10 protein-coding genes are annotated in these 13182 nt (G+C 50.0%); 4 read left to right on the top strand and 6 right to left on the bottom strand.

The window, feature by feature from the left end:
- Positions 1-54 precede the first annotated feature (54 nt).
- Positions 55-942, bottom strand: a complete 888-nt coding sequence (locus L0156_02140; GenBank protein MCI0601789.1) for an EamA family transporter — start codon at positions 940-942, stop codon at positions 55-57.
- A gap of 217 nt (positions 943-1159) precedes the next feature.
- On the opposite strand from L0156_02140, the gene L0156_02135 reads away from it, so the two are divergent.
- From L0156_02135 to L0156_02125, 3 genes are read left to right on the top strand one after another with little or no spacing between them, the layout of a single operon-like run.
- A complete protein-coding gene (locus L0156_02135; protein ID MCI0601788.1) occupies positions 1160-2266 on the top strand; it encodes an AraC family transcriptional regulator in 1107 nt (368 codons plus the stop codon).
- The gene (locus L0156_02130) at positions 2182-4581 is read left to right on the top strand and encodes an ABC transporter permease (GenBank protein ID MCI0601787.1); all 2400 of its coding nucleotides are present in this window, start codon (positions 2182-2184) and stop codon (positions 4579-4581) included. Before L0156_02135 ends, L0156_02130 begins: the two co-directional genes overlap by 85 nt.
- 19 nt (positions 4582-4600) lie before the next feature.
- Positions 4601-4966: an alcohol dehydrogenase catalytic domain-containing protein gene (locus L0156_02125; GenBank protein MCI0601786.1), complete on the top strand. Its 366-nt coding sequence runs from the start codon at positions 4601-4603 to the stop codon at positions 4964-4966.
- Between the two features lie 276 nt (positions 4967-5242).
- Here the strand turns inward: L0156_02125 and chrA are convergent, their stop codons facing one another.
- The 4 genes from chrA to L0156_02105 form a co-directional block, all read right to left on the bottom strand.
- Entirely contained in the window at positions 5243-6619 is a 1377-nt protein-coding gene (chrA, locus tag L0156_02120; GenBank protein ID MCI0601785.1) for a chromate efflux transporter, read from the bottom strand.
- A complete protein-coding gene (locus L0156_02115) occupies positions 6598-7593 on the bottom strand; it encodes an ornithine cyclodeaminase family protein (GenBank protein ID MCI0601784.1) in 996 nt (331 codons plus the stop codon). The genes chrA and L0156_02115 overlap by 22 nt, the downstream gene beginning before the upstream one ends.
- A 29-nt stretch (positions 7594-7622) precedes the next feature.
- A complete protein-coding gene (locus tag L0156_02110; GenBank protein MCI0601783.1) occupies positions 7623-8981 on the bottom strand; it encodes a M20/M25/M40 family metallo-hydrolase in 1359 nt (452 codons plus the stop codon).
- Between the two features lie 93 nt (positions 8982-9074).
- Positions 9075-9452: a Rid family detoxifying hydrolase gene (locus L0156_02105; GenBank protein ID MCI0601782.1), complete on the bottom strand. Its 378-nt coding sequence runs from the start codon at positions 9450-9452 to the stop codon at positions 9075-9077.
- A 217-nt stretch (positions 9453-9669) separates the two neighbouring features.
- Between L0156_02105 and L0156_02100 the strand changes: the two genes are divergently transcribed.
- Entirely contained in the window at positions 9670-10845 is a 1176-nt protein-coding gene (locus L0156_02100) for an aminotransferase class V-fold PLP-dependent enzyme (protein ID MCI0601781.1), read from the top strand.
- Positions 10846-10931: 86 nt separating this feature from the next.
- Here L0156_02100 and L0156_02095 read toward each other — a convergent pair whose 3' ends face one another.
- Positions 10932-13178, bottom strand: a complete 2247-nt coding sequence (locus L0156_02095) for a carbohydrate binding family 9 domain-containing protein (protein ID MCI0601780.1) — start codon at positions 13176-13178, stop codon at positions 10932-10934.
- Between the last annotated feature and the right edge of the window lie 4 nt (positions 13179-13182).

The following is a 13182-nucleotide window of genomic DNA, read 5'->3' as shown; positions in this document are numbered from 1 at the left end:
TGGAAAAGTTCGTTTCCCGGCGTTTTTGAACTGGCGATTACACTGGCGCACGTGTCAGGTGTTTTTGTTTTTAGCAAATTTAGAAGTGTTTACAAGAACCACGCCCACCAGCGAGAAAAGTCCACCAACAGCAGTCAAAGATCGCGGCAATTCACGAAAGATGATCCACTCCAAAAGCACAGCAACAACAGGCATCATGTAAAGAAATGAAACTGTCTTGCTCGCGGGCAGATGCGATAGTACAAAGGACCAAGAATAGAAGCCGATCACAGTAGGAAACACACTCAAATAAACGATAGCGCCGCTTGTGGTGATGCTTGCCTCGTTGGCTCTGGAAACAGCGCCGGGAATAAAGGGAAGTAGCAAGACGGAACCTGACCAGATCAAGTAACTTGAGAAGGCGGCTGGTTCGTATCGTTTCATCAACGGTTTTTGCAAGATGACAGACGCCGCATAACATAAAGCGGCAAGGGCAATCAGAATGGCGCCCCGGTTGATTACAATCCCTCCACTCTCGCCAAGAGCAATCAAAGTAGTTCCGGCTAAACTGATCGTTGTTCCGATCCAGATCCTTGGTGAGAATTGTTCTTTCAAGAAAACGCGCGCCAACAAGATCGTGTAAATAGGCGCCGTGTTGATTATCAAGCAGGCTGCTCCGGCATTTACAGTCTTCTGCCCGAAGCTTAATGCAAGCTGGTAGAAGGTTATTCCGAGCACACCGCAAAGAAAGATTGCCAGTACATCCGATATTCTGGGAAGTGGAACCCGCCTCACGATTGCTATACCGAACAGTATGAATGAGCTGACCAAAAATCGAAGACACACAAGCTGCTCCGCTCCATAATCCTTTAGAGCCGCCCTGATCGCCACAAAGGATGAGCCCCAAAAAAGGACTGTTGCTGATACGGCGAGGACCAGAAACAGTCGTCTCTGTGAAAGCATTTTCTTGAATCTGCCGTTATCATAAAATTTGCGAAAAATCTGCGCTACCGATTTCTAAACATGTAATTCTAACCGCCAAGATGCCAAGATTAAAAACCTATTCTCGGCTCTTACAGATTGCTTAACGCCGTTTCGCGACAGAAGAAAGTCATTTTCCGCCAAACGGTACATATTCTCTTGCTCGAAAATGTTTTGGCCGAGTATACTTGGGCAAAAGATGACGAAGAACTATCAGGCTACAGGATCGAATGGAAAGCGGATCATTGTAGTAGTCGTCCCGCCTGTTGATGAGATGGATCTCGTGGGCCTCCTCAAAGTTCTTGGTGCTGCAAATCGTCTGTCCGGCAAGGCAGTTTATGAAGTGGAAGTTGTCACCAACAAGAAAGAACTGGTTGTTCAGGGAGAGGAAGGTCTGCTTTCCTTTGCTGCACACGGTTACATTCAGGATGTGAAGGGGAAATTCGATTCGGTGCTGCTTGTGTGCGGACTTAAAACGCGCACCGAATACGATCCGGTTCTGTTCGCATGGATGAAAAAAACAGCTCCCATTGTTCGCAGATTCGGCTCCGTTTGCGTTGCCTCGTTTTTGCTGGCAGAAGCCGGTTTGCTGGATGGCAAAAGAGCGACTACACATTGGAAATTCGGACAGGAGATGGCAAATCGCTATCCGAGGGTGAAAGTCGAATCGGAGCCGATCTGGGTGAAGGATGGAAACATTTATACCTCCGCAGGCATTTCGGCGGGAATCGATCTGGCCCTTGCCTGGGTGGAAGAAGATTGCGGCGTCTCCGTTGCGCAGGAAATAGCGCGCGAACTGGTTTTGTTTCTCCGCAGATCCGGCAAACAGAAACAGGTAAGCGTATCGTTGGCCGCTCAGGCATCGGAAATGAAAGCGATACAGGAGCTTCAAGTTTGGATTCGGGAAAACGTTCACAGGAAACTCACTGTTCAGATCCTTGCAGACCGCGTAGCCATGAGCGTTCGAAACTTCGAACGGATGTCTTCTGCGAATTCGTGTGGAAGCAGCACGGCTCCAGCTCGAACGAACGGACAGAGGTCTCAAACAGATTGCCTCTATCTGCGGATTCGCAAATGCCGCTGTGATGCGACGCGCTTTTGTACGTTCTTTAGGAACCACTCCACACAGATACCGTCATGCGCTAACGGATCCTTAGTTTCTTCAAGGAGGAAAATATTGTGGAAGATCTCTGGCAAGACTTACGGTACGCAATTCGAACAATGCTCAAGCAACCGGGCTTTTCACTGGAGGCAGTGCTTGCACTTACACTCGGCATCGGTGGTAATACAGCGATCTTCAGTCTAGTCAATGGCATCCTGTTGCGCCAACTTCCCTTCAAGCAGCCGGAACAATTGGTGTGGATGACTTCGCGCCGCGTGGACCCGGGCAAGCGCCCGTTTAATCTTCCTGATTTCATCGACTTTCGAGACCAGAATCGAAGCCTGGACGACATCGGAGCGTTTGCGAATTGGAGTGCGAATCTAACCGGCCGCGGTGACCCTGAGCGATTGCAAGGCCTCCGAATTTCAGCAAACGCCTTTCAGTTACTTGGCGTGGAAGCGTTGATCGGGCGTACTTTGCTGGCTGCAGAGGACACACCCGGTCAGGAAAATGTAGTAGTCGTAGGTCACGGTTTGTGGCAGCGGCGATTTGGCGCTGATCCGCTGCTCGATGGACAAACGCTCACACTGAATGGCGCGAGCTACACGGTGGTGGGCGTCCTGCCGCCACAGTTTTTCTTTCCGATCAGAGAAGCGGAACTCGCGGTTCCGCTGGCTCCTGATGCCGATCCATCGCGCAACATACGCACATCGACAAATTTCTTGCTCGCCGTTGCGCGGAGGAAGCAGGGCATCACACTCCAACAAGCTGAAGCGGATTTAACTTCCATAGCCGAGCGGGTTCGGCAGCAATACTCGGTCGCCAATCGACAAAAGCTTGGCGTCACGCTTACTCCGTTGCATGAAGAAGTCGTGGGAAACTTCCGCGTCGCGTTGTGGGTCTTGTTTGGAGCAATCGGTGTGGTGCTTCTGATCACTTGTGTGAATCTGGCGAATCTGGCGCTGGTGCGGGCATCAACGCGGCGCCGCGAGATGGCCATTCGGATGGGCCTCGGCGCCAATCGCTGGCGTTTAATTCAGCAACTTGCAACAGAGAGCTTGTTGATTGCTCTGCTAGGCGCCGTAGGTGGATTGCTGCTTGCATACTATGGCAGTCCATTGTTGCTTGTGCTCAGCCCGGAAAACCTGCCGCGCATTGCGGAAGTCTCTGTGGACTTTCGCGTGATTCTGTTCACGCTCGCGCTTTCGCTGTTGACTGCGATGATCTTCGGTGTGGCCCCAGCATGGCAAACGACACGCGTAAGTCTGAATGACGAACTCAAAGAGAGGGTTCGTGGATCTGTCAGCGGACCGCGACAAAGTCGTGCGCGAGGCTTCCTGGTCATCTTTCAAATCGCCCTCTCACTTGTTCTGCTGGCCGGCGCCGGTTTGCTTGTTAAAAGTTTTCTGCGGCTGCAAGAAGTCAGTCCCGGATTCGATGCAGATAACGTTCTGGCGCTAAGGCTTTCATTACCAAAAACAACTTACTCCAACCGCGCTGCAGTCACCGGATTTTATGAAAAGCTCCGGCCACGCCTTGAAAGTTTGCCAGGAGTCGAAAGTGTTGGCCTCGTCTCCACGCTTCCGCTGAGCGGCGTTTTGGCCCGCGTACCAGTTACCATAGAGGGGCGCGCAACCCCTCCTGATGAAGCGATGATGGCAGACTTTCGTATTGCCAGCGCAGGTTACTTCGAGGCGATGAGGATTCCGTTGATCACTGGCCGTGAATTCAAAGAGCACGATACGGCGCAGACCAAACCGGTAGCTCTCATCAGTCAGAATTTTGCCAGGCGGTACTGGCCAAACAGTAGCCCAATCGGGGCGTATCTTCTCATCGATGACAATGACACAGGTCCCCGTCCTGTTGAAATAGTAGGCGTGATGGGAGACGTGAAACATGCGAGCCTGGACAGCGACCCATCGCTTCACATTTACCTTCCGATCCATCAGTTTCACGAAGATGACGTGGTGTGGATGACGAGAAATCAATACTGGCTGATTCGCACGGCAGTTGAGCCTATGACGTTGTCATCTGCGGTGCGCCGCGAAATACAGGCGGTCGATCGCGATGTGCCCAGTTCGAACATGCGGACCATGCAGCAGTACATGTCCGCTTCAATCGCTCCGCGATGCTTCAATGCGTGGCTGCTAACCATTTTTGCAGTCGCGGCATTGGTGCTTGCGGCCACAGGACTCTACGGTGCGATCTCGTACGGAGTAGCACAACGCACTCATGAAATCGGCATTCGGATGGCGCTCGGAGCAAGGCGGAGTGACGTATTGAAACTCGTGATCGGTCAAGGTATGAAGCTAACATTCATTGGCGTACCGCTTGGTTTCGTGGCGTCGCTTGCGGTGACGCGGCTAATCAAGAACCTGCTCTTCGGTGTCAGTGTAACCGACCCGCAGACATTCATTGTGATCGTATTGCTGCTGGTTTTTGTAGCTCTGTTTGCATGTTTTGTTCCGGCTCGCCGTGCATCGCGAGTTGATCCAACCGTGGCAATTAGATACGAGTGATAAAGGAAAGGACAGGAACATGCGCGTCATTAAAGTTGGTGAAAAATTTGGTATTGATTCTTTAAAGGTTGTCGAACGTCCGGAGCCTGTGGCCGAACCCGGCCAGATTGTCTTGAACGTCCGGGCGGTTTCACTCAATTATCGAGACTTACTCGTAGTAAACGGTGTTAACCGTTGGAGACCTCCTTCCGGCCGCGTTCCTGTCTCCGATGCAGCCGGCGTTGTCGAAACGACAGGTACCGGAGTAACCAGAGTCAAGAAGGGAGATCGCGTTGCGCCCATCTTTTATCCCAGGTGGCTGGAGGGCGAAGTCTCTCCGGAAAAACTTGTCTCTCCGCTCGGAGGCGCAGTAGCCGATGGGTTCTCGCACAATACATCGCAGTAGACGAAGATAGTGTCGTACCGGTCCCGCCGCATCTGTCCGATGAAGAAGCTGCAACGCTTCCGTGCGCGGGAGTTACGGCATGGAATGCCGTGGTTTGCGCAGGGCGTCTCAGGCCGGAAGACACAGTCGTGGTGTTGGGAACCGGAGGGGTGTCTTTATTTGCCATGAAGCGGCTCAGGCATTTCAGCATCTGGCAGGAGCAACTCATTTTGGGAAAATCTGCATCCTTGTAGACTCAGACAGAGAACCTGCCCTCCATTCAAACTATTCAGGAATTCAAGATAAGATTCTGTAAGCGATCCCAAGCGCTCCTGAAGCGATAACCACAGGGACGACATTCCAGGAAAAGCGGATGATCCCGATAAAGAAAGTGACAGAAAGAAACAATAGAAAATAATCAATGGTTCCGGGAGCAGGAATTAAAGAATGAATTGCGAACCAAACGGCAAGGTTTAGAACAACTCCAACGACAGCGGCTGTGATCACGGATAACATTGCCGTCAGGGAGCGATTGCTCCGCAATTGTTCCACATGCGGAGCGCCTAAAAAAATCCACAAAAAGCATGGAACGAATGTAACCCACGTAGTTAAAAGCGCGGCCCACGTTGCTGCTGAAAGACGCGGAAGTTCTCCGGGATGATTCCAGCCTCCCAGAAATCCTACAAATTGAACAACCATGATCAACGGTCCGGGTGTGGTTTCCGCCAATCCCAAACCATCCATCATCTGACCCGGCTGCAGCCAGTTATACTTCTCGACAGCCTGTTGGGATATGTAGGGAAGCACGGCGTAGGCGCCTCCAACTGTAATCACAGCCGCTTTGCTAAAGAAAATACCTTCTCGAAAGATTGTGTGTTCGCGCCCCAGGAACATTGCGGTCAGGAAAACCGGTGTCCACCACAAGAACATTGATACAATACAGATTTTGATCGCTCGCACAAGCGATGGTTTGGCGTGTGGAGGTGAGGCCGTCTGATCATTGATTTGCGCAACATCGGAAACATTTCTGTTTGCAGTACGCAAGACCGCGAATTTTGCCGGATACAGTTTTCCCCCCAGGAGGCCGATGAAACAGGCGGAAAAGATGACCCAGGGAAAAGCAACTTTCAAAAAGAAAATCGCAATAAACGCGCAGCCGGCCACTACCCACATCACTTCATTCTTTAGAGCTTTCTTTCCGATACGCAGGACTGCTGCAGCGACGATTGCCATCACGGCGCCCTTGAGTCCATAAAATAAGGAAGCAATCCAGAACACGTTTCCATAAATCACATAGATGTAAGAAAGAAGCCACAGGATGACAATGGAAGGTAAGATGAAAAACACTCCCGCAACAATTCCTCCGATCGTCCGATGCAAAAGCCAGCCAATATAGATTGCGAGCTGTGCCGCTTCGGGACCAGGGAGGAGCATGCAGTAATTGAGAGCATGAAGGAAGCGGGATTCGCTGATCCATTTCCGTTTCTCGACAAGCTCTTCGTGCATGATGGAAATTTGTCCGGTGGGACCACCAAAGCTGATGAACCCTAGCACGAGCCAGAAGCGGAAGGCATCTCCAAATGAAACGCCCGAATACGTTTTTGAGGTTTCAGCATCCATTAGAGCAGACGCAAAGAAATGATTTTCTCCAATTACTTTTGAAAATCGATCCACCTACCGCTTTGTCTTTTCAGTGCTTTTTCATACACAATGGTGGCAACAGCCACGTCCTGCAGCGCGGTCCCTGTGCTGTCGAAAATGATAATCTCCTGCTTTGATTCGCGACCTTTCTTTTTACCGCAAACAATCTCGCCAAGTTCTGCGTGCACTTGATCTGCCCGAACGATACCTCTTTCCACTGCATGATGAAGATCCCCCATTACAAGACATTGGTCCAAAAGATCCACCACAATTTTGCCGCGAGTAAGAAGTTCCGGGGCAAGTTCATGCTTTTGTGGATTATCGGCCCCAACGCCCGCAATGAAAGCGCCTTCCGAAATATTCTCAGGCCCGATCAAAGGAGTACGCGATGGAGTACAGGTGACGCAGATCTGGCTGAACCGTGCAGCAGACAGAGGATCCGATGTTGGAATCACTTCAATATTCAGTTCCTGGCTAAGATCTGCCACAAATTTGTTCAAAACTTTGGAATCTGCATCATAAGCAAATACGCGTTTCAGCGAAACGATTTTTGCAATCGATTTCAACTGAATTCTTCCCTGGTTTCCGCAGCCCCAGATCAGCGCAGTTTCTGCCTCCGGCGCCGCAAGATATTTCGCTGCCACTGCAGTCGCTGCTCCTGTCCGCAAGATTGTAATCTCGATGGAATCTATGACCGCCAGCGGATAGCCATTTTGGCCGTCACACAACAGAATGATCCCTTGAATACTGGGCAAGCCAAACTTTTTTGTATTTTGCGGGAAGTTGGCATTGATCTTGGCCGCGTAATAGAGCCTGCTCGATTGCACGCCGGCAGCTTTCACGTGAAATGCTCCATCGGAAGCATGTGTGCTCAGAACACCTGGATGGAGTGCCGCCCCTTCTTCATGCCAGCGGAACGCGTCTTCGACGGCCTGGATGCAGGATTCCAGATCCAATAGATCCGCAACTTCGCTTCGTGTCAGAATCAAACTGCCTTTGTTCTTCATTTTGAAAAGGATATCTTATGACATCGGCGTTATTCGAATCGCGAGATCGTATCAAAGTAACGGACAAACGTACGAATCCCACCGGCAACCTGCCCCCAGTCGAAGAATTCATTTGGAGCGTGGTAGCCATGTTCAGGCAAGGAGAGTCCCGGCATAAGAACCGGAGCATTTAGGTAACGCTGAAGAAGAATGATTGCTCCATCCGAACCGCCGGATCGAACGAAAGCAGGCGAGCGCGAAAATCCAAATTTCATCGCATCCGAGATTGCTTTCGCATAAGAGCTTGTGATATCACCGACATACCATTGCAGTTTCGCATGAATGACCACTTCCACATCAGGATTTAGCTTTTTAACAAATCGCTGAATCAGCTTTGATATCCTTTCAGGGTCCTGATTCGGCACCAGGCGACAGCTAAACTTCAATTCCGCGCGAGGAGGAATTGCCGTCTTCACTTTTGCGCCTGAATAACCTCCGACAACTCCGTGAACTTCAAATGTAGGTCGGCACCATAGGCGCATCATGGCTTCTTTGCTTTGCTGAACACGAATCTTTTTTAGCCTGTAAGCCGCAGCAAATGTTTTCAGAACAAACCCGGAATTCACAAAGTTTGCCTTCTCTCTTCTGCTAACTTTGTGGACGTCATCATAGAATCCAGGGATCAACACCTTTGCTGTTTTTGGATCGTAGCATTGGGCCGCGACCCAACATAATTCTGTAAGAGGGTTCCTGGCAACGCCACCTGTAATTCCCGAATGGACTCCCGCTTCGGCCGTTTCCAGCAGCATGGATCCACTGAGATTCCCTCGAATCCCATAACAGATTCCCGGCTTATCGCTGGTAGTCCAGATCGAATCGACTACCATGACGGAGTCACTCTTCAAAGATGGAGCATTTCTCTGCAAAAATTCTTCGAAATGAGGACTTCCAATTTCTTCTTCAAATTCCCAGACAAACTGTATGTTCAGTGGGATTTTTGATTCCATCGCATAACGAGCTGCAAAGAGAGCCGTTAACGCAGGACCTTTGTCATCCGTTGTTCCACGGCCGAAATATTTGTCCCCTTCCCTGGCAAACACGAACGAAGCGCGTTTCCATTCCGGTTCTTCTGCCGGTTGCACATCCAGATGGTTATAGATCGTCAACGTTTTTCTGGCGTCAGGCTGCGAAAACTTACCTACCACAACCGGATGTCCGCCAGTCTGATGGATCGCGGATTCAGCGCCAAATTCTTCTAAATAACCGGCAGCCAGCAATGCGGCGGCGTGAAAATCACTCTCACGCCCCGGGTCCGCGCTGATCGTTGGAATTTCAACAAGCCGGCACAGCTTTGTCTCAAAATCTCCACGGCTGCTCTTGATAAATTCTGCCAATGAGGATTCGTGCATTCTTTTTATTCTACGGCGGCTCCTCTCTCAATCTTGTACGGAGCTTGCTTCGTTGTACTCTATTGACAACAAAGACAACCGAGGTAGTGTAGATCACAGCATCGCTATAGCATCGATTTCGATCAGGATCTCCGGCCGGGGCAAAGCCGCAACGCCGACCGTTGTGCGTGCGGGAAAATGCTTTAACCACCATCTCTGATAAATCCGATTCATCTCTTCATAATCTTCGATATTTTTCAGGTAAACCGTAACCTTTACGACTTTTTCCAGTGTCGATCCTGCTGCTGTGACTGTGGCACTGAGGTTTCTAAGCGTTTGCTCTGTCTGCGCGGCCAGGCCCCCTTCTACGATTGCGCCTGTGTTGGGATCCGTTCCCGCAGATCCTGAAATAAAAAGAAATCCTCCGGCCTTTATGGCCTGCGAATAAGGTGCGATCGGCGCGGGTGCTGCTTTCGTTGAAACAACTTCCATCCGTACCCTCCTTTGTTTCTCTCGATGTGACTACAACTCTGATCCTTTATCAAACAAAAAATTTTCATGACACATATCGATTTCGAACATGAAGCATTCGCGAGTAGATGTATAGAGTTCATCGATATGATTAGAACAATTAACTTTATCTATGTCGCCAGAAGGATTAACGTTCGAAGTGGGAGCATCAGGATCCCTTTCAGAAGAGGAGTGTGAAATGTCGATTGATGTGGATAAGGCACGCCGGGACACACCCGCATGCGAAAAAATAATTCATTTCAATAACGCCGGCGCATCACTCATTCCCCGGCCTGTACTGGATTCGGTGATTCGCCATCTTCGGCTCGAAGCAGAAATAGGCGGTTACGAAGCTGCCGAGAAAATGGAAAGCAAGTGTGAGCACACTTATGATTCTATTGCTCAGCTGATCGGTGCAGGGCGCGATGAGATTGCAGTTCTGGAGAGCGCAACTCGCGCCTGGGATATGGCGTTTTACTCATTGCCGTTGAAAAAGGGGGATCGCATTCTCACTTCGATGGCGGAGTATGTCAGCAACTATGTTGCATTTTTGCAATTGGCCCCGAAGACGGGTGTGATGATTGAGGTGATTCCTAACGATGAGGCGGGACAGATTTCCATCGATGCGCTCAAACACGCAATCGATGAGCGAGTCAAGTTAATCGCCATTACCCATGTTCCGACCAACGGAGGCCTCATAAATCCGGCTGCAGACGTTGGAACAATCGCAAGGAGTTCTGGGATTCCGTATCTGCTGGACGCCTGTCAGTCAGCCGGTCAAATTCCACTTCAGGTCGATGAGATCGGGTGCGACATGTTATCGGCTACAGGTCGCAAATATCTTCGGGCGCCAAGAGGAACCGGATTCCTTTATGTTCGGCGCAATCTTTATGAAACTCTTGAACCTCCATTTGTAGACTTACATTCAGCGAAGTGGATCTCAAGGGATCGATACGAGATCCGAAAAGATGCGCGCCGCTTCGAGAATTTTGAGTCAAATATAGCTGCCAAAATTGGACTAGGCGTGGCCATCGATTATGCGCTCTCCTGGGGGATCGAAGCGATCCGGGATCGGATAAGCACTCTTGCGGATCACCTTCGCGAAAAGTTGAATTCGATTCGGGGAGTCAAAGTCGCAGATCTTGGCAAAGAAAAGTGTGGAATCGTGACTTTTCTTGCAGAAACAAAAGATCCATTCGAGATCCGATCGGAAATGAGAAAACAGAACATCAACGTGTGGGTCTCGCAGATTGGCTCGGCACGTCTGGACATGGAAGCCCGCTCACTGAAGGCGCTCGTTCGAGCTTCCGTACATTACTACAATACCGATGAGGAAATTGTCAGATTTTGCAACGTTCTTTCCTCGATTGTTTGAGTTGCTCCCGCTATCGACGCTCTCCCGGTAATTCGCCTTAACTCCATTCGAACTTATTGCGGTTAGACGAATTGTTGTCAGAGCGGTCAGAATCGGAACAAATGTGAGTATTTTACGAAGAACTGTTTGCCATCGTTCAGGAAATCGTTGCGAGTACGCAGCAAGCCGGAGCCAGTCATGGCAAGACTCGGATCCAAATTTTGAAGATTGCTATTGAATCCGACAAAAAGCGCGGTGCCTGGATGAACCATGTAGGTGACCAATAAATCCGCATTCAGGTTTTTCACTGTTTGCAACCTAGTAAAATTCGTATTGGCCAGCAGAGTGTCATACTGCACAATGACACGAATCGAAAGTTCGCGATTGATTTGATAATTCCATTTTGTCCGGATAATGTGATTGTTGAAGATATCGAAAGATGTCTGAGGATCTGTAAGCCTGTTCAGGATGTACGCAGTATCAATGGTGAAGGAATTCGTCGGGCGGAAGGAAAGGGTTAAGGCTGCGTTCAGAAAATCGGCACCGGCGGGAGGCTTATCTTCGCGGGGCACAAAATTTACAGATCTGCCAACAAATAGTGACGATGCGACACTGAGCCGTCTCAATGCTTCCGTGTTGAAGGTCACACCCCACTCGTGACGGGATATCCTGAGATTCTCAGTGAGGACCGGGAAGTCGTCCGGTTTTACCCTGGTAGCCAAAAAGGTATAACCAAACCCCAGGAACGTTTGTCCAGCCATATCAAGCGATACCCATGGATTGTGAAACCAATCTATCAGTGTTCCGCTGTGATCATAGACATAGGAAATATCGTAATGCGGCGTCCACGCGAACAGAAAGTTGCTTTCCGGGCGGAAACTGTAGCCTGCCTGTTGATCGAATCGTCGAATATCGGTGCGATTCACAAATCCAGTACGCGAGACAAATCCGGGACTGAAATCATGGTAGTCGAAATTGTAAACAAAATGGCGCCCATTCCGCCGCAAGTTCACTCTGTATCCGGGCCCGGCACTTCTGGTTCCATCTTGATTCCTGGTGGACGTTGTAACAGCTTGAAAAGTAGAAACCCACTGATCGCTGAATTTGATATGAGCATCAACACCGCCTGCGCGGTTGAAGCTGCTGGCAAATCGGCTGTCGGCGTAAATCAACCCAATTGAAGATTGGTGTCCGAGATCGCGACTTACCCGGATGGTGCCATAATATGCGCGTTCCCCCGACAACGGATGATCTTCAGGCAGACTCTTTCCTTCCGATTCATCATCGCTAAGCAAAGCGCCCAGACTGTAATTCCCAATCTTTCCGGTCAGGCGCGTCCCCCATTGCGGATCAGCAATTCTCCGCGTAAACAGTAAATTAATCGGAGTTTCAAAAAAGCTTTGATTCTCCAGAAAGAACGGACGTTTTTCAGGGAAGAGCACCTCAAATCTTTGATTCACCGTGACCTGCGGTTCATCCGATTCTACATGGCTGAAATCAGGATTCGCCGTCACATCGACAACAAGACTGTCCCTCGCGATGAATTTGCCATCTATTCCCACCTCATTCTCCGCCGGGTCCTCCACAATCCGCGGAGTGGACAGGTTCCGAAGATCAAGCGCCTGAAAAGACCGAAACGCAGTGTACGGCAGAAGCTGAATATTACGCCCGGGTGAAATATTCCTCAGACCATTCAGAACCGCCGTCTGGTTCAGTCGTCCGGAGATTTTGTTCGAATACTGAGGCCAGTAAGTTTGCTCATCGATCCCGGGAATATAACGAGTTAAAAGAATTCCCCAGTTTTGACGCTCATCGGACGAAAACCGTAAACTGCGAAATGGAATCGCAAACAAGACAACATATCCGTCTTGAGTGATCCTTGCTTTCGTTTTGAAAACAGTATCGAAGGAGTAATCAAAGGTTGCGGAATCCTCAAACCAAACGGCATCCTGCTGGACGCCGAATGGGTTGGACACGAACTGATACGCGCGGCGCTGGTCATTGAACGTGTCCAGCTGAACTGTAACGATGTCGTCATTGTAGATCGCGTTACTGCCGCGATTCATCATCCGCGCGCGAATTTTGTCGCGATCCTTCTCGAAACATTGAAAAACTGCATAGAAATTGCGGTCATCATAACCCAGAAAAACCCTGGTAAGACGCGTGGAGGGCTTATTGTCATTCCGCTCCCGCTGCCGGAATCCTTCTATTTTCAGAAGGTCTCTCTCGCTGTCGGAATCCATGTCCAGAAAATCTTCTATTTGAGGCGCTTGATGGATTCGGGAAATCTCCACGACCGGCCTGGTAAACGCAAATGCTGTCTGAGCAAGCAAGATAAAAAACAGGACCTTCATCCCT

It is taken from the genome of bacterium (genome assembly GCA_022616075.1).
Classification (GTDB): domain Bacteria; phylum Acidobacteriota; class HRBIN11; order JAKEFK01; family JAKEFK01; genus JAKEFK01.
The sequence above is the reverse complement of the archived record's forward strand: the minus strand, read 5'-3'. Positions and strand labels throughout refer to the sequence as shown.